This window comes from Streptomyces sp. NPDC005492, from assembly GCF_040605995.1.
Lineage (GTDB): Bacteria > Actinomycetota > Actinomycetes > Streptomycetales > Streptomycetaceae > Streptomyces.
In genome coordinates this window covers 176,582-198,945 of record NZ_JBEXDX010000004.1, presented here as the reverse complement: position 1 = coordinate 198,945, position 22,364 = coordinate 176,582, and the positions used below count along the sequence as shown (strand labels likewise).

The window sequence follows — 22,364 nt, the reverse complement described above, 5'->3', positions numbered from 1 at the left end:
GATCCGATGCGCCGGACCCTGTTCGAAGAGTCCCATGAGGACTTCCGTCTGCTGGTCCGTGACTTCCTCGCCCGTGAGGTGGTCCCGTCGTACGAGGACTGGCGGCGAGCCGGGCTCGTGCCCCGGGATCTGTTCACCGCGCTGGGCAAGCTCGGGATCATCGGCACGGCCATCCCCGAGGAGTACGGCGGGGGAGGCCAGGACGACTACCGCTACAACGCCGTGATCCAGGAGGAGTGTGCCCGCGCCTGCGTCACGCTCGGCGGCCTGCGTACCCACCTCGACATCGTCGTCCCGTACTTCACGGGCCTCGCCAACGCGGAGCAACGGGCGCGCTGGCTACCGGGGTTGGCCTCCGGCGAGCTGTACACCGCGATCGCGATGAGCGAACCCGCCACCGGCTCGGACCTCGCCGGCATCACCACCCGCGCGGTCCGCGACGGCGACCACTTCGTGCTCAGCGGGTCCAAGACCTTCATCACCGGCGGCCACCACGCCGACCTGGTGATCGTGGTCGCCCGCACCTCGGTGGACCCGGACAACCGGCGCGCCGGTCTCTCCCTCCTCGTGGTGGAGAAGGGCATGCCCGGCTTCACCGTCGGCCGCAAGCTGGAGAAGATCGGGCTGGCCGTCCAGGACACCGTGGAACTCTCCTTCGACGACGTCCGCGTGCCCGCCGCCAACCTCCTCGGCGAGGAGGGCGCGGCCTTCACCCTCCTCGGCCGCAACCTCGCCCAGGAACGCCTGGCCATCGCGGTCGGCGCGGTCGCCCAGGCCCGTACGGCGATCGACCTGACCGTCGGCTACGTCCGCGACCGGACCGTGTTCGGGAAACCACTGGCGCAGTTCCAGAACACGAAGTTCGAACTCGCCGCGCTGGACGCCGAGTTGACGGCCGCGCAAGCCCTGCTCGACGCGGCGATCACCGCGCTCGTCGCGGGCGAACTGGACCCCGTGGACGCGGCGCGCACCAAGCTGTTCTGCACCGAGACACAGGGTCGCGTGGTCGACCGCTGTCTCCAACTGCACGGCGGCTACGGCTACATCCTCGAATCCCCGATCGCCCGCCTCTACGCGGACGCCCGGGTGACCCGCATCTACGGCGGCACCAGCGAGGTCATGAAGACCATCATCAGCAAGTCCCTGGGCCTCTAGAAACCCCTTCAGACCATGAGGAGTTGGGTGTGAACATCGACGGTTCAGCGGCACTCGTCACCGGCGGTGCCTCCGGGCTCGGCCTGGCCACCGCGCGCCGCATCATCGAACGCGGCGGACGCGTCGTCCTCGCCGACATCTCCGAGGAGCAGGGCGTCAAGGCGGTCGCCGACCTCGGCGAGGCCGCCCGCTTCGTCCGTACCGACGTCACCGACGAGATCCAGGTCGACGCCGCCCTCGACGCGGCAGAGCAACTCGGCACCCTGCGCTGCGTCGTGCACTGCGCCGGACGCGGCGGCGACCGCACCCGGATCATCGACCGCGACCGCAAGCCCGGCGAACTCGATACGTTCGCCGAGGTCGTACGCGTCAACCTGGTCGGCACCTACAACGTGCTGCGCCTCGCCGCCGCCCGCCTCGCAGGCAACGAGGTCGTCGACGGCGACCGGGGCGCCGTCGTGCTCACCGCGTCGGTCGCCGCGTTCGACGGCCAGATCGGGCAGACCTCCTACACCGCCGCCAAGGCCGGCGTCCACGGCATCACCCTGGTCGCCGCCCGCGACCTGGCCAGTTGGCAGATCCGGGTGAACACCATCGCCCCCGGCATCATGGACACCCCGATGCTCGGCCGCCTCCGCGCCGACATCCGCGACGGCCTCGCCGCCACCGTGCCGCACCCCAAGCGACTCGGCGACCCGGACGACTTCGCCCGCCTCGCCGTGGAGATGCTGGAGAACCCCTACCTCAACGGTCAGACGATCCGCCTCGACGGCGCCATTCGCATGGCTCCGCGATGACGGATGGCGAGACCGACGAGCGGTTCCGCGCCCGCCTGCGGGCCTTCCTGACCGAGCAGCACCCCGGCCGCCGCCCCAAGGACCCGGTCGAGCGGGTCGCCTGGCAGAAGAAATGGCTGGCCGCGCTCTACGACGCCGGATACGCGGGCCCGAGCTGGCCGCGCGCCTACGGAGGCATGGAGCTGTCCTTCGCACGCCAGGTCGTCTACCAGGAGGAGTACGCGCGCGCCCGGGTTCCGGGACCCCTGGGCACCGGACTGGGCATCGCCGCCCCCACGATCGTCAAGTACGGCACCCCCGAGCAGAAGGAGCGCTATCTGCGTCCCATGCTGCGCGGCGACACGGTGTGGGCCCAGGGCTACTCGGAACCGGAGGCGGGCTCGGACCTGCCCGCGCTGCGCACGACGGCACGCCGCGACGGCGCGGTGTACGTCGTCAACGGGCAGAAGGTGTGGAACAGTTCGGCCGACATCGCCGACATCTTCTTCACCCTCGTCCGCACCGGACCGCCCGACTCCCGGCAGGACGGCATCAGTTACCTGCTGATCGACGCGCACGCCCCCGGAGTCACCGTACGGCCGCTGCGCGACCTCACCGGCGACGCGCACTTCTGCGAGATCTTCTTCGACGACGTCCGTGTACCGGTGGCGAACCGCGTCGGCGAGGAGAACGGCGGCTGGCCGTTGGTGCGGACGAGCCTGGGGCACGAGCGCGCGGCGGGGGCGATGAACCAAGCGGCCCTGTACCGGCGGGTGTTGGACGAGCTGATCGAACTCGCCCGCGAACGCGGCGCCACAGCCGATCCCCTGGTCCGGGACAGGCTCGCGGACTTCGAGATCCGCGTCCGCGTCATGCGGCTCACCGGCATGCGGACCATCGCCGACATCATGGCCAAGGGCGAGCCGGGGCCCGCCTCTTCGACCGCGCGGCTGTTCATCGTGACCTTCGAGCAGGAGCTGCACGAGTTCGCCCTCGACCTGCTCGGGCCGTACGGGATCCTCGGCCGCCGCGATCCGCACGCCGTGCAACGCGGGCGCTGGGTATGGGGGTTCCTCCGTACCCGCGCCTCGTCGATCGGCGCGGGCACCGCCGAGATCCAGCGCAACACGATCGCCGAGCAGGTGCTGGGGCTGCCCCGGGACCCGGCGATGCCGACGACCACGGGAAGGACGTCATGAGGGCCGCACGCTGCACGGAGTACGGGCCGCCCGGCTCTCTCTCGGTCGTCGAACTCGACGACCTCCGACCCGGGCCGGGCGAGGTCCTGGTCCAGGTCCACGCGGCGGCGGTGAACTTCCCGGACGTACTGATCGTGGCGGACCGTTACCAGGTGCACGCACCACCGCCGTTCACGCCGGGCAGTGAATTCGCCGGTGTGATCGCCGAGTTGGGGCCCGGCGTGGACGGCCCTCCCGTCGGCTCACCCGTGGCAGGGGCGGTGTTCACCGGGGCGTTCGCCGAACAGGTCGTGGTGCCCGTCGCGAGCCTGCGCCAGGTGCCCGAGGGTCTCGACATGGTGCATGCCGCAGCGTTCCACGTCACCTACGCCACCGCCTACCACTCGCTGGTCACCGTGGGACAGGGCAGGGCGGGGGAGTGGGTCGCGGTGCTCGGCGCCGCGGGCGGGGTCGGCTCGGCGACGGTGGACATCGCGACGCGGCTCGGGATGCGGGTGGTCGCCGCCGCGTCCAGCCAGGAGCGGCTGACGGTCGCCCGCAAGCTCGGGGCCGAGGCCGGCGTGGACTACGTCCACGAGGATCTCAAGCTCCGCACAAGGGAGTTGACCGGCGGCGAGGGCGTCCACCTCGTGATCGACCCGGTCGGCGGCGACCACGCGGAGGCCGCCCTGCGCGCGCTGCGCCGGGGCGGCCGGTTCGTCACGGTCGGGTACGCCGACGGGCAGATCCCGCGGATTCCGCTGAACCTGGTGCTGCTCAAGGACCTCGTCGTGCGGGGCTTCGAGATCCGTACGGTCCGCCAGTACGCCCCGGACGCCGTGGCCGCCGCTGACCGGGCCCTCGCCGGGATGGTCCGGGACGGGATGAGCCCGTTCGTCTCCCGTGTCCATGCCCTCGACGAGGTCGCGACCGCCCTGACCGATGTCGCCGAGCGCAGGACCACCGGCAAGGTGGTCCTGGACCTCACCTCGTAGCGAAGACCTTCAGAATGTGGGGAGTTGGGGACGCTTGCGGACGTAGCCTCCGGCGTCGACCCGCATCTGCATGCCGGTGACATAGCGGGACTCGTCGGAGACGAGGAAGAGCACGGTGTCGGAGACGTCCTCGGGCTCGACGTAGGGGTTGCCCATGCCGGTCGTCGCGGGGAAAGAGACCATGGCGTCTTCGCGGGTCGGGCTGTCGAGGTCGGGCCGGAACGACCGGTACATGATGTCGTTGTGGAGCATGTCCGTGTTGACGTTGGTGGGGTGCAGCGCGTTGACCCGGATCCGCCGGGGCAGCAGCACCGTCGCCAAGTCGTGGACGAACGCGGCGACTTGACGCTTGGCGAAGGAGTAGCCAAGACCGCCGGGGCCGTTGGCCGGGTTGTCGACGGTCGCCGGGGTCAGGGCCGCGATGGACCCGGTCGCCACGATCGAGGCACCGTCCGGCAGATGGGGAAGGGCGGCCTCGACGGCGTGCACGACACCGACGTAGTCGACGGTGACGGCGTCGATGAAGGCCTGGGCACTCTGCGGCCCCAGCGGGGCGATGCCGGCCTGCGCGACCACGGCGTCGAGCCGGCCCAACTCGGCCACCCCGTCCGCCACGGCGGCCTTCAGCGCCGCCGGATCACGCACGTCGGCCTTGCGCGCCACGATGCGCCGGCCGAGCTTCTCTACCTGGCGCACGGTCTCGTCCAGGTCGTCCTGAGTGGCCAGCGGATACGCGTTGGTGGCGATGTCCGCGCACAGGTCGACGGCGATGATGTCGGCACCCTCCGCGGCCAGCCGGAGCGCGTGGGAACGGCCCTGTCCGCGTGCGGCCCCGGTGATGAAGACGACCTTGTCCTGTACTCGGCCCATCGTGGGGCTCCTTCCGCCGGAAATAAAAGAGTAGCCTGAATAGTGTCCGATGGAGCTGTTCGTGATCCATGATCGGTGTCAACTCCGTTTGCTGTTGGCCGGTTTCCGTTCAGTGGGACGCGAACAGTGCACACAATCCGGCCGGTGCTAGAGAGTCCATGAGATCGAGGGAGCACATCGATGCCATTGCAGCCATGGATGAAGTTGCTGTCCACCGACGACCACCTGATCGAGCCGCCGCGCCTGTGGACGGACCGCCTCCCGGCGAAGTACCGCGACCTCGGGCCCCGGATCGTCGAACAGTCGCGCGGCGAGGGCCAGGCCCCGGCCGAGGTGTGGAACTACGAGGACCGCATCTACCCCTACATCGGCCTGAACGCCGTGGCGGGCAAGTCGCCCGAGGAGTTCGGCCTCGAACCCACCCGCTACGACGAGATGATCCCGGGCTGCTACGACCCGAAGGCCCGGCTGCGCGACATGGACCTGGACGGCGTGTGGGGCGCGCTCTGCTTCCCGTCCTTCCCGCGCTTCGCCGGCACGGTGTTCCTGGACGGACAGGACCGACAACTGGCCCTGCTCTGCGTGCGGGCGTGGAACGACTTCGTGCTCGACGAGTGGTGCGCCACCGCCCCGGGCCGGCTCATCCCGCTGGTCATCCTGCCGCTGTGGGACGTCGACGCCTGCGCGGCCGAGATCCGGCGTACGGCGGCCAAGGGCGCCAAGGCGATCTCGTTCCCGGAGAACCCGGTCCCGCTGGGGCTGCCGTCGTTCCACACCGACCACTGGGACCCGGTGTTCACGGCGGCCGAGGAGACCGGCATGCCCCTGTGTCTGCACTTCGGCACCTCGGGCTCGGCCCCGAAGACCGCCCCTGAGGCACCCTTCGCGGTGACCATCTCGCTGTTCGCCTGCAACTCCATGTACGCCACCGCCGACCTGCTGTTCTCCCCGGTGTTCCACAAGCACCCCGACCTCAAGGTGGGGCTGTCCGAGGGCGGCATCGGCTGGATCCCGTACCTGTTGGAGCGGATCGACGGCACCTGGGAGCGGCACCGCTTCTACCAGAACGTCAACCAGACCGTGCGGCCCTCCGACCTGTTCCACAAACACATGCACGGCTGCTTCATCGACGACCGGTTCGGCGTGGACGTACGCCACCACATCGGCGTCGACAAGATCACCTGGGAGTGCGACTACCCGCACTCCGACTCGTACTGGCCCAAGAGCCGCGCCTACGCGGCCGAGGTCCTGGCCGACGTACCGGACGACGAGGTGCACAAGATCGTGGAGCTGAACACCCGCCGCCTCTACAACCTCCCGGCATGAGCAGGCGCCCGGAGTCCGAGCGCTCCGACTGGACCGATCTCGACCTGCTGACCCGCGACGAGGCGTACGGCCGCCTCCAGGAGGAGATCGCTCTCACCGCCCGCCGGCTGGCCGAACTCGGCGCGGACGACGAGGCCGAACGTGAACTCCTCGACAGGCGGCTCCGCGCCTTGCGCGAGGCCGCCGAGGATCTGAATGTCCGCTGAGCGAATAGGAGTTGGCGTGGGTCGTATGGAGGGCAAGGTCGCGCTCATCACGGGGGCGGCCCGTGGGCAGGGGCGTTCCCACGCCGTGCGGCTGGCGGAGGAGGGAGCCGATGTCGTCGTGACCGACGTGTGCCACGACATCAGCGCCGAGCTGCCCTACTCGCTGGCGTCGAAGGAACAGCTCGAAGAGACCGCGGAGTTGGTGCGGGCGACCGGCCGCCGCTGTATCGCGATGCAGGCCGACGTGCGCTCGGTGGGGGAGCTGCGGGCCGCCGCCGACGCGGCCTGGGAGGAGTTCGGGCGGCTCGACACTCTTGTGGCCAACGCGGGCGTGATGAGCATCGGCGCCGCGTGGGAGCTGTCAGAGGAGGCCTGGGACGTCAACATGGACGTCAACCTCAAGGGCCCCTGGAACACCGTGCGGGCGGCGGTCCCCAGGATGATCGAGGCCGGGGAGGGCGGCTCCATCGTCATCACCAGCTCGGCCGCCGGCATCCGCGGCCATGTGCCGTACGCCCACTACGTGGCCAGCAAACACGGCGTCGTCGGTCTGATGAAGGCGCTGTCCAACGAACTCGCCCCGCACCGCATCCGGGTGAACACCGTGCACCCCACCGGCGTCAGCGACACGGGCATCACCGTCGGCGTCCCGATCGAGGAACTCGCCGCGCGGGAACCGCTGTTCGCACTGGTCGCGATGAACCCCCTTGCCCCGTACGTCGAACCGCGCGACGTGTCGAACGCCGTGCTGTTCCTCGCCTCGGACGAGGCGCGGTTCGTCACGGGACTCCAGTTCACCGTCGACGCGGGATCGACGAACAAGCCGTAGCGGAACGGAGAGACGGATGAAGATCACGATCGACTCCGCACTGTGCTCCGGGCACGCGCGGTGCGCGGCGGCGGCGCCGGAGGTGTTCAAGCTCGACGACGACGGCTACGCGCTGCCCTTCGACGGTGAGGTGGCGCCGGAGCTGCAACAGGCGGCCAGGGACGGGGAGTCGGCCTGCCCCGAGCGGGCCGTCACCGTCGAGGGGTGACACGCGAGAGCCCCACGGCCGTGGACCGTGGGGCTCTGCTCATGCCTTCTCGGATCAGCCGGCGGGCTGCGGTGGCGGGGTGAAGTGGTGGCCCCAGAACGCGCCGTCGGTGATCTCGTAGACGGGCACCGGCTCCGGCACCTTCAGGCCGTTCCAGCCGAACTCCACCGCGTAGTTCTCCGGCGACCACACATAGAACGACACCATGTGGTCGTTGGTGTGCTTGCCGAGCGAGTGCATCATCGGGACGTCGAGCTTCGCGGCCCGGTCCAGGGCGCGCCCCACGTCGTCCAGCGTCTTGCCCTCGACCATGAAGTGCAGCAGCCGCCCGGGACCCGGCGCCGGGGTGACGCCCAGGGTGTGGTGGCGGGGGTTGCAGCCCATGAACCAGGTCGTGCCGCCCGGTGAGCGCATCGTGTTGCGCTCGATGAACCCGAGGACATCGACGTAGAAGTCGAAGGTGCCCCGGGCGTCCTCGGCGGAGACGATGGCGTGCCCGAAGCCCATGTCGCCGGTCAGGAACCCCGAGACCAGCGGCGTGTGCACCGGAACATGGTCGAGGATCGCGCCGTAGAACAACTCGACCGGGTTGCCGCCCGGGTCGTTGAACTTGACGAAACCGGTGACCCTGCGTTCCGCGGCCTCGTCCTCGGTGCCGGCGGTCACCTTGATGCCGGTCTTCTCGACCTCGGCGACGAGCCGCGCCAGTTCCCGCTCGTCGATCACCTCGAAGCCCAGGGCGGTCATCCCGTTCTGTGAGCCGGGGGAGACCACGATGCGGGCGGGATAGTCGTCCATCCGGTAGTAGAGGGACTCCGGGTCGCCGCCCTCAACAGGCATCAGGCCGAGGAAATCCGCCCCGAACACCTTCCATTTCCCGATGTCACTGGAATCCAGCCGTACATACCCGAGTGAGCGCACACCCATCAGGTTCTCCCCTCACAGTCGTCAAGTCCTGGCAGCCCGACGCTAATCAGCGTGGCCGACCGGGGGCCGTCCACGTCCCACTGATCGGGAGCGGTACGGCACCCGGCCGGGCCCCGGTGGCACGGTGACTGTCGCCTGTCACCCCGCGACCGGAGGCCACGCACCGTCATGACACTCACCGCTGAGGACACCCTGCGCGAACTGCGCACCGCCGAGGGCACGTTGCGCTACCACGAGGCGGGCGACGGGCCGCCGCTGCTGATGCTGCACGGCTCGGGTCCGGGCGTGACGGGCTGGCGCAACTACCGGGGAAACCTCCCCGTGTTCGCGAAGCACTTCCGCTGCCTCGCGCTGGAGTTCCCCGGGTTCGGGGTCAGCGACCCCACCGACGAGAACCCCATGATGGCGGCCCCGAAGGCCGTCCTGCGCTTCCTCGACGGCCTCGGCCTCGACCGCGTGAACGTCATCGGGAACTCCATGGGCGGCTTCGTCGCCGCCGGACTCGCCGTCGCCCACAAGGACCTGTTCCGCAGGATCGTCACCATCGGTGGCGTCGGCCGCAACATCCTCTCGCCGGGCCCCAGTGAAGGCCTCAACCTGCTCGTCGAGTTCGCCGAGAACCCGACCCGCGACAACCTCCTCCAGTGGCTGCGGTCGATGGTCCACGACCCGGCCCTCCTCACCGAGGAACTCATCGAGGAGCGCTGGACGACCGCCACCGAGCCCGCGACCCTGGAGGCCTCCCGCCGGATCTACGGCCGCCAGGCCATGGCCGCCATGCAGGCCGCGCAGGCCCACTCCGACCAGCCCATCTGGGCCGCCCTCCACAAGATCAGCGCACCGACCCTGCTGACCTGGGGCCGCGACGACCGCGTCACACCGCTGGAGAGCGCGCTGATCCCGATGCGTACGATTCCCAAGGCCGAACTGCATGTCCTGCCCGACTGCGGGCACTGGGCCATGATCGAGCAGAAGGAGGCCTGGGAGAGCACGGTCCTGGCCTTCCTGACCCGCCCCGAGGCATCCTGAGCGTCGGCGGGAGCACCGGACGACATGGGGGACGACGTGGCGAGACCCGCTGAGGGACGGCAACCGGCGGCACCCGTCTCGCGCGGCCAGATCGCCCGCCGGGTCCGCATCCTCCGCGCGGCCTCCGAACTCGGCGCCCGCGAGGGGCTCGCCAGCGTCCAGATGCACGACGTGGCCAAGGAGGCCGGCGTAGCCATCGCCACCCTGTACCGGTACTTCCCGTCCAAGCCGCACCTGTTCATGGCGGTCATGGAGTGGCACATCGAGCAGTTCCTTGGCGACCACGAGACCACCGCCGACGCGGCTGCCGACCCCGCCGCCGAGATCGCGGAACTGCTCATCGCGCTCAGCGTCAAGCTGCTCGACAGCCCGCTGCTCGCCTCGGCGGTGGCGACGTCCTCGTTCACCGAGTACACCAGCGCCGTCCCGGCCCGCATCGACATCGTCGACAGCGCCCTGGGCCGGACCATCCTGCGCCTGCTCGGCGTCGGCGAGGCCTCCGAGACCGACCGCAGCAGGGCGCGACTGCTCATCTACGGCTGGTGGGGCCTGTTCGTGGCCATGCTCACCGAGGAACTCTCCACCGAGGAGGCGGAGAGCAACATGCGCCTGGCCGCACGGCTGCTCCTCTCGCCGTAGCCGCCGCAAGATATGAAGCATTTCTTACGTCCCCCGGCAGCCGGTCCTCTTCGCGTATTCCGTAGGTAGGTTGGTTCTCGTCGGCGGCGGTCCGTTCCTATTGCCGCCGACTCCCACGGAATCAAGAAGAGGATTTGGCATGCGGAAAATCGGGTTTGCCGGCGCGGCTCTTGTGGCGATTTCCTTCACGCTCACGGCGTGCGGCGGGTCTGACAACGGCGACTCCACCTCGAAGGCGGCGGCCTCCATGTCGGCCTCCCCGCAGGCGGCGAAGGCGGCCGACAGCACGGGGATGTTCGCGGGGCTCAACGGAAAGAAGGTGTCCGGCTCCGCGCAGGTGAGCGGTTCGGGCGTCACGCTTTCCGGGTTCTCCTCCGACGAGGGGCCGGACCTGCATGTCTATCTCACGAACGGCACGGACGAAGCAGCCGTGTCGGCGGGCAAGGAGATCGGGGCCGTCAAGTTCGACAAGGCGTCCCAGATGTTCGCCCTCAATGGCGCCGACGCGGCCGCCTACAGCACCGTGGTCATCCACTGCGACAAGGCGAAGGCGGTATTCGGCGCCGCGAAGCTGTCATGAAGTCGCCCCATGCGCGCGGGACTCTGATCGCGGCGGCCTTCGCCGGCGCGATCAGAGTCACGCTGGGTGTGCTGTGGCTTCATGAGGGGACGTTGAAATACCGGGCGCATTTCGGTGCGGCGGACATCCTGCTGGTGGCGAACAGCGCGAAGTCGAACAGCAGGGTTCCGGGCTACTTCAAAAGCTTCTCGGATGCCACGCTCGCGGAATGGCCGCATTTCTTCGGCTTCGCGATGCCCCTTCTGGAGACATCACTGGGCGTTGTCCTTGTCCTGGGAGTTTTCTCCTTGCCCGCGTCTTTCATGTCCGCGTTCACCTTGCTGATGTACTGGAGCGCGGACCAGCTCATCACCGAGTATCCGATCATGGCCGTCCTCTCGACGGTGGTCATCGCCTGGCCGCTGCTGGCCTCGCACTTCTCCGCGACGACCGTCGCGGAGAGGGTCGTAGGCCGAAAACGTCCGAATGCGATGGTGTTCCGGGAACCGGTCCGGCGCTGGCTCTGACGAGTCAGTCCGTGCCGTCCGCGATGTCCAGCACCGCCAGATAGGAGAACGCGACACTCGAACCGATCGGTGCCCCCGCGCCCGGGTACACGCGTCCCGTCATCGCGGCGGCCGTGTTCCCGGACGCGTACAGGCCCGCGATGGGCTGTCCGTCCGGACGTAGCACGCGCGCGTGCTCGTCGATCTTCAGGCCGCCCTTGGTGCCGATGTCGGACGGGAGGATGGTGGCGACGTAGTACGGCGGGGTGTCCAGCGGCAGCAGCAGCGGGTTGGGCCGGCCGGGGGTGGGCGGTGCCGGGTAGTTGAGCTGGGGCAGGGCGGGGAAGCCCAGGACGTGGAAGGCGATCTGGTCCCAGGGCGTCTCGCCGCGGTGGAACCTCTCGTCGACCCCGGTCTCCGCGTAGCCGTTGAACTCCTTGATGGTCGCGCGCAGGGTGTCGAGCGGTACGTCGATCAGCTTCGCCAACTCCTTGAGGGAGTCTGCCTTCTTGAGGGCGCCGGACTCGAACCACTCGGGGTCGACCGGCTGGTCGTGGGGTCCGCCGAAACTGTCCCGGTCGAGCTGGCGCTGGTCGATGATCCAGTGGGCGGGGATGTGCGAGACACCCGTGGTGGTGTGCAGGTGGACGATCTCGCGGCCCGCCTGGTCGTAGGGGCGGGTCTCGTTGACGAAGCGTTCGCCCGCCGCGTTGACCCAGATCCCGCCCCGGGTGCCGGTGTGGAAGAGCGGCAGGCCGTCCGGCCACACCAGGCCCGGGACATACCAGGCCGCGTCGAGCAGGTCGGTGGCGGCGCCGACCGCGATGCCGGCCTGGAGCGCGTCCCCCGTGTTGCCCGGGCAGCCGTGGGTCCACTCGGCGGCGCGTGGCGGGACCGGCTGGTACTTCTCCCGCAACTCCTGATTGCGCTCGAAGCCGCCGGCCGCGAGGATCACCCCGCCCGTGGCCCGGAACGTCACCCGTTCGCCGTCGCTCACCGCCTGCACACCGACGACCCTGCCGTCCTCGACGACCAGGCTCTCCAACGCGGTGTTGAGCCGCAGCGAAGCGTGGCCCGTCTCCAGGAACGCCGCGAGCGTACGGCCGATCAGCGCGCGGCCACCGCTCAGCACCGGCCCCTCGTCGTGTCCCCACCGCTCGGCGGGCAGACAGGTGCGCACCAGCGGGGCGTGCTCACCGAGTTCGGCGACGGTGACCTGCGGCGGGAAGATGGTGTGTCCCGTGGGGGAGGCGCCGGCGAGCGCCGGATAGTAGTCCGGCACCGGGGCGTACTCGAACGACCGGAACCACGGGTTCTGCTCCAACTCGTCGATCACCTGGGCACCGGCCCGCAGATACGCGTCCTGCAACCGCTCGCGCGACTCGTCGTCGACGGCGTTGCGCAGATACGTCCTGGCGTCCTCGACGCTCTCGTCCAGACCGGCCCGCCGCATCGGCGCCGAGCCCGGGTACCACAGACCCGCACCGGAGTAGGCGGTCGTGCCGCCGACCCGGTCGGTCTTCTCGATGACGAGGGTGCGCAGACCGCGTGACGCCGCGGCATAGGCACCGACCAGACCTCCGCCCGACCCGACGACGATCACGTCGTAGACGTCCTCGTTGCTGGCCAAGATGACCTCCTCAGGTGTGCTGACGTTCTCGACGGCCGAGCGCGGCTCAACGCCACAACCTTCAGCAGCAATGTGCGGGCGACGGTATCCAGCCGATTCCACGGCTCCGGTACGTCATCTCGCTGAGCGAGACCGTCCGTCCACACCCGGATCGAGTCCCGGTGAGCGGAACGCGCGGGACCGTGATGGGGCACGGATGCCCAGGCTGGAGACCATCACGAGTTGAGGATGCGAATGACAGACGTATGGGAACCGACGGCGGTGGCGGACCGTGAGGCGGCGGTGGCCGAGGCGGTCGCCCGACTGACGCGCGCGGCCCGCGACCGTCAACCGTGCGCTCCGGTACGGGACTTGCTCGGCGCCACCGACATCAGCCTTGCCTACGCCGTCCAACAGCGCGTCGTGACCGACAGGATCGCCGCCGGAGCACGGGTCGTCGGCCGCAAGATCGGACTGACCTCGGAGTCGGTGCAGCGCCAAGTCGGCGTCGACCGGCCCGACTTCGGGGTGCTCCTCGCCGACATGGACGTCAGCGCGCTGCCGGCCGTGCCGAGCGAACGGCTGCTGCAGCCCAGGGTCGAGGCCGAGATCGCGTTCGTCCTCGCCGCCGACCTCGACCACGACGACCTCGACATCGAGCGGGTCCGGTCCGCCGTCGCGTACGCGGTCGCCGCGCTGGAGATCGTGGACAGCAGGGTTGCCGACTGGGACATCGCGATCACCGACACCGTCGCCGACAACGCCTCCAGCGGGTTGTTCGTACTCGGCGGCGAGCGGGTCGAGTTGAAGGCGTTCGAGCCCCGGGACGTGACGATGCGGCTGTACGCCGACGGGAAGCTCGCCTCGGAGGGCGACGGCACGGCCTGCCTCGGTGATCCGCTCGCCGCGCTGCTGTGGCTGGCGCGCACCGCCCGGGAGTTCGGGGACCCGCTGCGGGCCGGTCAGGTCGTGCTCTCCGGAGCGCTGGGTCCACTCGTCCCCACCCCGCCGGGAGTCACCGTACGGGCAGAGATGTCGGGCCTCGGCACGGTGACCGCGACGTTCTCAACCGACTCATCGGACTCGTCGAAGGAAGAGGGATGACGAAGACCAAGGTGGCCGTCATCGGCTCCGGCAACATCGGGACCGATCTGATGATCAAGGTGCTACGGCTCTCCGACACCCTGGAGATGGCCGCGATGGTGGGCATCGACCCGGACTCGGACGGCCTCGCCCGCGCCGCACGCCTGAAGGTGCCCACCACGCACGAGGGCGTGGACGGACTGATCCGGATGGACGGGTTCGAGGACATCGAGATCGTCTTCGACGCCACGTCCGCGAAGGCGCACGTCGAGAACGCCAAGCGCCTGGCCCCGTACGGCAAACGGCTCGTCGACCTGACTCCCGCCGCCATCGGACCATACGTCGTGCCGCCGGTGAACCTCGACGAGCATCTCGCGGGCGGGGTCGACAACCTCAACCTGGTCACCTGCGGCGGCCAGGCCACCATCCCGATCGTGTACGCGGTCAGCCGGATCACACCGGTGCCCTACGCCGAGATCGTCGCTTCGATCGCCTCGAAGTCGGCCGGACCCGGAACCCGGGCCAACATCGACGAGTTCACCGAGACCACCTCCGCCGCGATCGAGAAGGTGGGCGGTGCCCAGCGCGGCAAGGCGATCATCGTGCTCAACCCGGCCGAGCCGCCGCTGATCATGCGGGACACCGTGTACTGCCTGATCGGCGACGCCGATCACGAGACGATCCGGGCCTCGGTGGAGGGCATGGTGGACGCGGTCGCCGACTACGTGCCCGGTTACCGGCTCAAGCAGAGCGTGCAGTTCACCCCGATCCCCGCCGGTGATCCGGTGCACACGCTCTTCACCGACGACGCCTCCGAGGTGACCACGAAGGTCTCCGTCTTCCTCGAAGTGGAGGGCGCCGCCCACTACTTGCCCGCCTACGCGGGCAACCTCGACATCATGACCTCGGCCGCCCTGCGGGTCGCCGAGCGCATCGCCCAGCGCTTCCCCACCGAGGTGACCCAGTGACCCCCAGGCTCTATGTGCAGGACGTCACCCTCCGGGACGGCATGCACGCCATCCGGCACCGGATCACGCCCGCGAAGGTGGCCGCCATCAGCGCGGCCCTCGACCAGGCCGGCGTGGACGCCATCGAGGTCGCCCACGGTGACGGCATCTCCGGGGGCAGCCTCAACTACGGGCCCGGCAGCCACACCGACTGGGAGTGGATCGAGGCCGCCGCCGGCGCCATCCACCGGGCGACGCTGACATCCCTGCTGCTGCCCGGCATCGGCACCATCGCCGAACTCAAACAGGCCTACTCCCTCGGCGTCCGCTCGGTGCGCATCGCCACCCACTGCACCGAGGCCGACGTGGCCGCGCAGCACATCGCCACCGCCCGCGAACTCGGCATGGACGTCTCCGGCTTCCTGATGATGGCCCATATGACCGACCCGGCCGAACTCGCCCGCCAGGCACGGCTGATGGAGTCCTACGGCGCGCACTGCGTGTACGTCACGGACTCCGGCGGCCGGCTCACCATGGACGGCGTGCGCGACCGTATCCGCGCCTACCGGGACGTGCTGGACCCGGACACCCAGATCGGCATCCACGCGCACGAGAACCTGTCCCTGTCGGTCGCCAACTCGGTGACCGCGGTGGAGGAGGGTGTGACCCGGGTGGACGCGTCCCTGGCCGGACAGGGCGCGGGCGCCGGCAACTGCCCCATCGAACCGTTCGTCGCCGTCGCCAACCTGCTCGGCTGGAAGCACGGTTGCGACCTGTTCGCGCTCCAGGACGCCGCCGACGACCTGGTCCGCCCGCTCCAGGACCGGCCGGTGCGCGTCGACCGGGAGACCCTCACCCTCGGGTACGCGGGCGCCTATTCCAGCTTCCTGCGGCACGCCGAGACGGCAGCCGTTCAGTACGGCCTCGACGCGCGCACCATCCTCCAGGAGGTCGGCAGGCGCGGACTGGTCGGCGGGCAGGAGGACATGATCGTGGATATCGCGCTCGACCTGACCCGCGGCTGCTGACCGTACCTTTCCGTAGCGCCGCTCCCCGGACCCCGCACCGGGAGGCGGCGCTTTCACGTATTGATTAGACCGCTCGTACCAATAAACTCGTGCACGCCTCTTGGCCTGCGTCCGGCGCCGTTGTACGTTGACGACGGCGCCGAACTAGAATTGATTTCAGTTTTAGCAGAGAGGCATTGACGATGACGTCTGCCCTTCGCCTGGAACCGCGATACGAGGCCGACCGGCATGCGCTGCCACCGTCGATGATGGAGCGCGTGACGTTGATCATGGACCTCTTCGAGCGGCCCCAGACACACCTCACCCTCGAAGTGGTGTCCCGGCGGACCCACTTGCCGCGCTCCACCACCCACCGGATCCTGGACCAACTGGTGCGCCTGGACTGGCTGCACCACACGGTCGCCGGGTACGCGCTGGGACCGCGCGCGCTCGGTCTGGGCGGGCGGGAGATCGGGCACAGCACGCTGCGCGCGGCGGCCGCGCCCCAACTCCTCGACCTGGCCGTCCGCACGAAGATGGTCGTCCATCTCGCCGTGCTCGACGGCCCGGAGATCTACTACCTCGACAAGGTGGGAGGCCGGGCGGCGGTCGACATCCCCTCACGGGTCGGCGGCCGGGCCGTGGCCCACTGCACCGGACTGGGGAAGGCCATGCTCGCCTGGCTGAGCCCGGAGGAGATCGACGCCCGGTACCAGCAGTCGATGGAGTGCCGCACCTCGCACAGCATCGGCCGACTCGACCTCCTGCACAGGGAGTTGAGCACGGTACGCCGACGCAACGGGCTGGCGATCGACCGCGGCGAGTGCTTCCCCGACCTCGGCTGCGTCGGCCTCGCCCTGCGCGGCCCCGACGGTCCGGTCGGCGCGATCTCGGTCGTCGGCGACGGGCGAGCGCCGCTGGAACTCGTTGCCCCGCTGGTCGTGAACGCCGTACGGGCGGTGTCCGAGGAGCTGTTCGGGGGCGGGGAGTCGTTCCGGCGCGAAGTGGCGGACGCGGTGGGGTAGTTGGGGGGCGGCCTCGCCTCGAGGAAGCGCTACGAGGAAGCGGAGAGCCAGCCGTCGTGGTGCCGATGCCGGCCCAGCCCCACAGCCCTGAACTCGTCCTGGCCCGGACCGCTCGTGGCACCCAGCCGACGGAGTGCCTGCGAGAGCTCGCTGCTCGCCGACCCCACCGAAGTAGTCGGCCTCCACATAGGTGACCGGCCCTACGGCGGACCACTCGGCGAGCATCCTCTCGAAGGCGCACCGGGGATGTTCCGCGAGGCGGCGCGGAGCGGTTCCTCCCCGGCGATCACCGCTTGCAGTACGTAAGCCATTTCCTGCTTCTCCTCCCCGTTATGCCAACCCGCCGTTGGCGAACAGTACTTGGCCGTTGATCCAGCGGGCCGGGCCCGCCAGGAACGCGACCGATTCCGCGATGTCGGCCGGGGTGCCCAGGCGTTCCAGTGGGGCGGCCTTGGCCAGGTTCTCGATCGTGGTGTCGTCCTTGCCGTCCAGGAAGAGTGGTGTGGCGGTGGGGCCGGGGGCGACGGCGTTGACGGTGATGTCCTTGCCGCGGAGTTCGCGGGCCAGGACGAGGGTCATCGCCTCGACCGCGGCCTTGCTCGCGACGTAGGCGCCGTAGGTCGGGAACTTCGTGCGGGTGACAGTCGTGGAGAAGTTGATGATCGCGCCGCCGCCGCGCACCCGGCGGGCCGCCTGCTGGGAGACGACGAACGTGCCGCGGATGTTGGTGCGGTGCATACGGTCGAGGTCGTCGAGGCTCAGGGTGGCGATCGGGGAGAGGACCATGACCCCGGCCGTGTTGACGACCACGTCGATGCCGCCGAACTCCGCCTCGACCGCGTCGAACGCGGCGGACATCGCGTCCTCGTCGGCGACGTCACCGCCGACCGGGATCGCCCTGCCGCCGGCCGAGACGATCGCGGCGACCGTCTCGTCGGCCTTCGCCTTGTTGCCGGCGTAGTGCACGCCGACCGCGATGCCGTCCTTCGCCAGCCGCTCGGCGACCGCGCGGCCGATGCCGCCGGAACCGCCGGTGACCAGGGCGACGCGGGTGGTGGTGGCGGTGTCAGTCATGGTGAGGGCCCTTCCGTGTGGTGGGGATCTGCGTGAGCCACTGCCCGAGCAGGGCCGACTCCGCGGGAGTGAACGGTTCGGGGGTGAGATCGTCGAGCGAGGAGAGCAGCGTGGTGGCCGCCGCCGCGCGGGCGTCGTGGACGGCCGGGTCCGACGGCGCGTCGAGCAGGATCGCCCGCACCATCGCGTCACGGACCGACGTCGACAGATCCGTGTCCGGATAGAGCTCGGGGCGGGTGATCAGCCCCAGCGCGACACCAGTGGTGGCCGTCATGACCATGCGCGCCGCGATCTCGGGCGCGATCCGCATCCGGCCCTGCGCGGCGAGCCGGTCCAGAACCTCGCGCAGGATCCGCAGCGCCTCCCGTGCCGCCTCCGGTGTGGAGCGCAGCGCCGGGGCGAACATCAACTTGTAGGCGTTGCGATGGGCCAGGGCGAACGCCACGTGGCTGTCCCACCCGGCGAGCAGGTCCCGCAACGGGTCCGCCGACTTCTCCGCCGACCGCTTGGTTTCCAGGTACTGGTCCCAGACGTGGTCGACCGTCGCCGCCAGCAGCCCGTCCTTGTCGCCGAACAGGCGGTACAGAACCGGCTGTTGCACACCCGCCGCATCGCACACCGCGCGCGTCGACACATCGCCGCTCGGCGACTGGGCGATCAGCTCCGCCGCCGCCTCGATTATCAGCGATCTCGTGTTCATGTAATCGACGATAACAGTGATACGTATCGCTGACAACAAGCTGTTGTTACCAACGAAAACAGGGGCGCCTCCCACCGCTTCACCGCGGTGGGAGGCACCCCTGCTGTGCCGTGCGGTGGCTCAGGACTGCACGGCGAGTTGGAAGGCCTGCGCGGCCGAGCCGTCGCAGGTCCGCTGGGTGAGCTGGACACTGTTGGTCGCCGCCGTGGCGGCGGTCAGGCACTTGCCGCTGTGCCGGGCGATGAAGTGGTAGCGCCCGCTGGTCTCCTTCACGGGCTGCCACTGCTGGTTCGTGCCACCGGAGTAGGCCCACAGCTGCAACGGCGCGTTGTCGGCCGTCGAGCGGTCGGTCACGTCGATGACCTGTGCGGGGTTGCCGCGCGCGGTGATCTCCATGTACCCGCTGTCAGTGGAGCGGAACTGGTACTGCTGCGCCGCCGTACCGTTGCAGGCGTACTGCTGGATCGCCGTCCCGTTGGCCGTGGCCGCCGAACGGGCGTCGACACACGTGCCGTTGCCGCCGTTCTGCACGGAGTACCAGGACGTCTCGGAGATCGGGGTGTCCGTCGGCGGCGTCGAAGTGTCGCCCCCGCCGAGCCACTTGAGGCCGTTCAGCAGGAACTGGTTCTGGGTCGGGCTCGCGAACGTCGACGACAGGCGCGTGTTGGTCGTGTAGTTCATCGCGTTGTGGCCGAAGTTCGCGTACAGCATCTTGTACTTCGTGTTGGTCCAGATGATCGGGTAGTACCCGCTGTACCAGGACTGGTTGGGATCGGTGCCGACCGGGAAGCTGCTCGGGTCGATCGACGCGAGGATCTTGATGTCCGGGTTCTGCCGCAGGTCGTTGGACCAGCTGTACCACTCGCTGACCGACGAGGTGAACGTGGCCGGCAGGCTGGCGGTGGGCGGGATCGAGTGGTCCTCCACCTTCAGGGTCACCGCGGTCGGACCCCAGGTGTTGGACACGAAGTTCCCGGAGCCGAGGAACGTGTTGTGGTACCAGGACCAGCCGGCCGCGTCCGTGGTGAAGGCGGAGACATGGAAGCCCATGAAGCCGCCGCCGTTTCTCATGTACGTCTCGAAACCGCTGCGTTGGGCGGACGTCTGCGGCAAGTCGTCGAGGAACAGGACGACTTGGTAGGCGTTGACCCCGCCGTTGGCGAGCAGGTCCCAGTTGGTGCTGGACGTGTAGGTGAAGCCGTTCGCCGCGGCCTGCTGCGGGAACCAGACGTTCGCCTCCTTCTCGAAGTCGATGTGCGCCGCGTCGTACGTACCGCTGTACAGGCCGAGGACCTTGAACGGCGTGGCCGCGGTGCTCGCGTGGGCAGCGGGCGGTGCCACCGCGAAGCCCAGCACCGTCGCGAGGAGGAGCAGGACCCTCAGGACCACGCGGGTGGAACCGGATCTGATGGTGGTGTTCATCGGGTGATCGATCCTTTCCGTGCGGTCTACGGATAGTTGGTCAAGTAGGCGACGTTGTTGCTGGAGTTGGACGGTCCGCCCGTGCTGTTGATGATGTGGCTGATCGTGCCGACCCCGCCCAGCGAGACGGTCACCATGTCGTGGAACTTGACCCCGGACACGCTCGGCACCTCGAAGGAGTGGTCGGCGACCACGCTCGAATTGCTGCTGAAGTAGCAGTAGCTGCCAAGTCCCCATGCCTCGTGGGTGGTTACGTTGGCGGCGACCTTGTAGGCGGGGTAGCCCTTGCCGGAGCCGTTCATCCAGGAGGCCTGGTTCGGTGGGTCGTAGGGCATCTCGTTCTGGAAGAAGTACGTTCTGCCCCCGTTGCCGTTCCAGAGGACCTGGGTCTTCTGGAAGTGCTCGACGAACAGGCCGTACGCCGTCACGTTGGCGCCGTTGACGATCAGTCCGGTGTCCGCCGTGTTCGTCGTCCAGCCGACCGTGCCGGAGTTGCCGTGGTCGGCACGCCAGATCCAGGTGTGGTCGATGATCGTGTTGGCGCTGTTGACCACCAGGGAGTTGGTCGCCTTGCCGACGGTGGCGCCGCCGATCCGGACGAAGAAGTCGGAGAGCTGGATCGGGTCCGCGGCGTGCGAGGCGGTCGAACCGGCCGGCCCGATCTGCACCAGGTTCGCGGAGTTGGTGGTGCCCGCGTCGATCAGCAGACCCGCCAGCTCGATGCCGTCCACGTCGGCGGTGGAGATCGCGGTGATCCCGCCGTCCGGCACGAAGGTGGCCAGGCCCATGCCCAGCACCACCGTGTCGGGGCGCGTGATGTTCAGCGTCTGGTCGAGGTGGTAGACGCCAGGGGTGACCAGCAGGTTCTTGCCGGAGGCGAGCGCCGCGTTCATGTCGGCCGCGGTGGCGCCGGGCTTGACGATGTAGAACTGGTCGATCGGCAGGGACTTGCCCGCCGGGGTCTTCCCGCTCCACGTGGTGCCGACGGCGTTGGACTGCAACCCCGGTACGAACACCTGGTAGTTGCCCGCGCTGTCGACGTACAGGAAGGGCTTCTCGCGGATCGTGGGCGAGCTGGCGACGTTGGTGTACGTCGGGAAGGACTGGGCGGGTGCGCCCTGGTCGCCGACGAAGACCATGTTCCAGTTGGAGCCGGACCAACTGCCCATTTGCGAGTCACGGGTGAGGAACTGCTGCTGGGAGCCGGACTGGATCTGCCCGTCGACCTTGGTGTCGGAGATGAAGCCGCCGCTGGACCAACCGCCGTCGTCCAGCGCGAGGTTGCCGCGTACATGCATGCGCCGGTACGGGGCGGCCTGCGAGACGGCCCAACGATCCGTGCCACCGTTCGGGTTGACCGAGAGGTTCTCGGCATCCCGCCAGAAGTTCTGCGTGGCGTTGCCCTGGAACCAGTCGGCCTCCGCGTGCACGGACCCGTTGATGGTCACGTCGTCCGGCGAGAAGCCGAGGCCCGCGACCTGGGTGTAGAAGCCCACGTTGGCGTTGGCGCTGTAGGTGCCCGGCTTGAACAGCAGGGCCTGGCGGGCCGAGCCGAACTGGTTGGTCTCCTGCTGGGAGAAGACCGAGTCCAGCTTGGACTGGATGCTGGACGCCGACATCGACGGGTCGAACACCGTCACGTTGGGGCCGAAGTCCGGGGTCCCCGGCGGATTGGTGGTGGCGCCACCGAGCGTGAAGGACTGCGCGGCGGTGCCGTTGCAGGTGTACTGCGCGAGCTGCACGCTGTCCGCGGTGGAGGCGCTCGGGACGTCCAGGCACTTGCCACTGTTGCGGTTGACGAAGTGGTAGGCGCCGTCGGCCTCGGCGACCGGCAGCCACTGCTGGTTGTTGCCGCCGGAGTACGTCCACAGTTGGACGGGCGCGGAGTCGGCGGTGGAGACATTGGTGACGTCCCACGCCTCGCCCGCGTTCAGGTTGCTGTTGACGCGGTAGTAGCCCCCGCTGGTGGCGACCAACTGCCAGTTCTGCGCGGTGGATCCGTTGCACGTGTACTGCTGGACGGCGGTGCCGTCGGCACTCGCGGCCGAACGGGCGTCGACACACTTGCCGCTGCCCTTGTTGACCACGGTGGTGTAGCCGGTCGGTATCGCGGCGGCGGCGGAGTTCGCCGCGCTCGCCGAACCCTGCGCGGCGAACTCGATACCGGTGACGGTGGTCGCCACGAGCGCGACGGCCGTGAGCGCTCTCGGAACGCGGTGACGGCGGGTCGGCCTCTTCCGTCTGAACACGGATGCTCCTGTGGTGGTGATGGGGGGTGGGGTGGAAAGGTCGGA

23 protein-coding genes are annotated in these 22,364 nt (G+C 69.2%); 16 read left to right on the top strand and 7 right to left on the bottom strand.

What is annotated here, in order from left to right; genetic code table 11:
- Positions 1 to 6: 6 nt before the first annotated feature.
- Genes ABZT04_RS07980 through ABZT04_RS07965 form a run of 4 tightly spaced genes read left to right on the top strand, consistent with a single transcriptional unit; the run spans position 7 to position 4,104 of the window.
- A complete protein-coding gene (locus tag ABZT04_RS07980; protein ID WP_356054220.1) occupies positions 7 to 1,155 on the top strand; it encodes an acyl-CoA dehydrogenase family protein in 1,149 nt (382 codons plus the stop codon).
- A 29-nt stretch (positions 1,156 to 1,184) separates the two neighbouring features.
- The gene (locus ABZT04_RS07975) at positions 1,185 to 1,952 is read left to right on the top strand and encodes an SDR family NAD(P)-dependent oxidoreductase (RefSeq protein ID WP_356054218.1); all 768 of its coding nucleotides are present in this window, start codon (positions 1,185 to 1,187) and stop codon (positions 1,950 to 1,952) included.
- Complete coding sequence (locus ABZT04_RS07970) at positions 1,949 to 3,130, top strand: acyl-CoA dehydrogenase family protein (protein WP_356054216.1); 1,182 nt, start codon at positions 1,949 to 1,951, stop codon at positions 3,128 to 3,130. The genes ABZT04_RS07975 and ABZT04_RS07970 overlap by 4 nt, the downstream gene beginning before the upstream one ends.
- The gene (locus ABZT04_RS07965; protein ID WP_356054214.1) at positions 3,127 to 4,104 is read left to right on the top strand and encodes an NADPH:quinone oxidoreductase family protein; all 978 of its coding nucleotides are present in this window, start codon (positions 3,127 to 3,129) and stop codon (positions 4,102 to 4,104) included. The genes ABZT04_RS07970 and ABZT04_RS07965 overlap by 4 nt, the downstream gene beginning before the upstream one ends.
- Positions 4,105 to 4,113: 9 nt before the next feature.
- Here ABZT04_RS07965 and ABZT04_RS07960 read toward each other — a convergent pair whose 3' ends face one another.
- Complete coding sequence (locus tag ABZT04_RS07960; RefSeq protein ID WP_356054212.1) at positions 4,114 to 4,974, bottom strand: mycofactocin-coupled SDR family oxidoreductase; 861 nt, start codon at positions 4,972 to 4,974, stop codon at positions 4,114 to 4,116.
- A 180-nt stretch (positions 4,975 to 5,154) separates the two neighbouring features.
- Here ABZT04_RS07960 and ABZT04_RS07955 point away from each other — a divergent pair, with 180 nt between their 5' ends.
- The 4 genes from ABZT04_RS07955 to ABZT04_RS07940 are packed head-to-tail and all read left to right on the top strand — an operon-like array spanning position 5,155 to position 7,543.
- Positions 5,155 to 6,300, top strand: coding sequence for an amidohydrolase family protein (locus ABZT04_RS07955; RefSeq protein ID WP_356054210.1), 1,146 nt, complete (start codon positions 5,155 to 5,157; stop codon positions 6,298 to 6,300).
- Complete coding sequence (locus tag ABZT04_RS07950) at positions 6,297 to 6,506, top strand: hypothetical protein (RefSeq protein WP_356054208.1); 210 nt, start codon at positions 6,297 to 6,299, stop codon at positions 6,504 to 6,506. The genes ABZT04_RS07955 and ABZT04_RS07950 overlap by 4 nt, the downstream gene beginning before the upstream one ends.
- Before the next feature lie 16 nt (positions 6,507 to 6,522).
- Entirely contained in the window at positions 6,523 to 7,335 is an 813-nt protein-coding gene (locus tag ABZT04_RS07945; RefSeq protein ID WP_356054206.1) for a mycofactocin-coupled SDR family oxidoreductase, read from the top strand.
- Between the two features lie 16 nt (positions 7,336 to 7,351).
- Positions 7,352 to 7,543, top strand: a complete 192-nt coding sequence (locus ABZT04_RS07940; protein WP_356054204.1) for a ferredoxin — start codon at positions 7,352 to 7,354, stop codon at positions 7,541 to 7,543.
- A gap of 54 nt (positions 7,544 to 7,597) precedes the next feature.
- Here the strand turns inward: ABZT04_RS07940 and ABZT04_RS07935 are convergent, their stop codons facing one another.
- Positions 7,598 to 8,470: a VOC family protein gene (locus ABZT04_RS07935; RefSeq protein ID WP_356054201.1), complete on the bottom strand. Its 873-nt coding sequence runs from the start codon at positions 8,468 to 8,470 to the stop codon at positions 7,598 to 7,600.
- Between the two features lie 168 nt (positions 8,471 to 8,638).
- Here ABZT04_RS07935 and ABZT04_RS07930 point away from each other — a divergent pair, with 168 nt between their 5' ends.
- From ABZT04_RS07930 to ABZT04_RS07915, 4 genes are all read left to right on the top strand, one after another.
- Entirely contained in the window at positions 8,639 to 9,499 is an 861-nt protein-coding gene (locus ABZT04_RS07930; protein ID WP_356054199.1) for an alpha/beta fold hydrolase, read from the top strand.
- 36 nt (positions 9,500 to 9,535) lie between these two features.
- A complete protein-coding gene (locus ABZT04_RS07925) occupies positions 9,536 to 10,138 on the top strand; it encodes a TetR family transcriptional regulator (protein WP_356054197.1) in 603 nt (200 codons plus the stop codon).
- A gap of 139 nt (positions 10,139 to 10,277) precedes the next feature.
- Positions 10,278 to 10,718: a DM13 domain-containing protein gene (locus ABZT04_RS07920; RefSeq protein WP_356054195.1), complete on the top strand. Its 441-nt coding sequence runs from the start codon at positions 10,278 to 10,280 to the stop codon at positions 10,716 to 10,718.
- Positions 10,715 to 11,224, top strand: coding sequence for a hypothetical protein (locus ABZT04_RS07915; RefSeq protein ID WP_356054193.1), 510 nt, complete (start codon positions 10,715 to 10,717; stop codon positions 11,222 to 11,224). Before ABZT04_RS07920 ends, ABZT04_RS07915 begins: the two co-directional genes overlap by 4 nt.
- A 4-nt stretch (positions 11,225 to 11,228) precedes the next feature.
- Here ABZT04_RS07915 and ABZT04_RS07910 read toward each other — a convergent pair whose 3' ends face one another.
- Positions 11,229 to 12,833, bottom strand: a complete 1,605-nt coding sequence (locus ABZT04_RS07910) for an FAD-dependent oxidoreductase (protein ID WP_356054191.1) — start codon at positions 12,831 to 12,833, stop codon at positions 11,229 to 11,231.
- A gap of 234 nt (positions 12,834 to 13,067) precedes the next feature.
- Here ABZT04_RS07910 and ABZT04_RS07905 point away from each other — a divergent pair, with 234 nt between their 5' ends.
- From ABZT04_RS07905 to ABZT04_RS07890, 4 genes are all read left to right on the top strand, one after another.
- The gene (locus tag ABZT04_RS07905) at positions 13,068 to 13,916 is read left to right on the top strand and encodes a fumarylacetoacetate hydrolase family protein (protein WP_356054189.1); all 849 of its coding nucleotides are present in this window, start codon (positions 13,068 to 13,070) and stop codon (positions 13,914 to 13,916) included.
- Complete coding sequence (locus tag ABZT04_RS07900) at positions 13,913 to 14,863, top strand: acetaldehyde dehydrogenase (acetylating) (RefSeq protein WP_356054188.1); 951 nt, start codon at positions 13,913 to 13,915, stop codon at positions 14,861 to 14,863. Before ABZT04_RS07905 ends, ABZT04_RS07900 begins: the two co-directional genes overlap by 4 nt.
- The gene (dmpG, locus tag ABZT04_RS07895; RefSeq protein ID WP_356054186.1) at positions 14,860 to 15,870 is read left to right on the top strand and encodes a 4-hydroxy-2-oxovalerate aldolase; all 1,011 of its coding nucleotides are present in this window, start codon (positions 14,860 to 14,862) and stop codon (positions 15,868 to 15,870) included. Before ABZT04_RS07900 ends, dmpG begins: the two co-directional genes overlap by 4 nt.
- A gap of 245 nt (positions 15,871 to 16,115) precedes the next feature.
- Positions 16,116 to 16,874: an IclR family transcriptional regulator gene (locus ABZT04_RS07890; protein ID WP_356054587.1), complete on the top strand. Its 759-nt coding sequence runs from the start codon at positions 16,116 to 16,118 to the stop codon at positions 16,872 to 16,874.
- Between the two features lie 330 nt (positions 16,875 to 17,204).
- Here ABZT04_RS07890 and ABZT04_RS07885 read toward each other — a convergent pair whose 3' ends face one another.
- The 4 genes from ABZT04_RS07885 to ABZT04_RS07870 form a co-directional block, all read right to left on the bottom strand.
- A complete protein-coding gene (locus tag ABZT04_RS07885) occupies positions 17,205 to 17,948 on the bottom strand; it encodes an SDR family oxidoreductase (protein ID WP_356054184.1) in 744 nt (247 codons plus the stop codon).
- Complete coding sequence (locus ABZT04_RS07880) at positions 17,941 to 18,648, bottom strand: TetR/AcrR family transcriptional regulator (protein WP_356054182.1); 708 nt, start codon at positions 18,646 to 18,648, stop codon at positions 17,941 to 17,943. The genes ABZT04_RS07885 and ABZT04_RS07880 overlap by 8 nt, the downstream gene beginning before the upstream one ends.
- 120 nt (positions 18,649 to 18,768) lie before the next feature.
- Complete coding sequence (locus tag ABZT04_RS07875) at positions 18,769 to 20,070, bottom strand: ThuA domain-containing protein (protein ID WP_356054180.1); 1,302 nt, start codon at positions 20,068 to 20,070, stop codon at positions 18,769 to 18,771.
- A gap of 26 nt (positions 20,071 to 20,096) precedes the next feature.
- Positions 20,097 to 22,319, bottom strand: coding sequence for an RICIN domain-containing protein (locus tag ABZT04_RS07870; RefSeq protein ID WP_356054178.1), 2,223 nt, complete (start codon positions 22,317 to 22,319; stop codon positions 20,097 to 20,099).
- Positions 22,320 to 22,364: the final 45 nt, after the last annotated feature.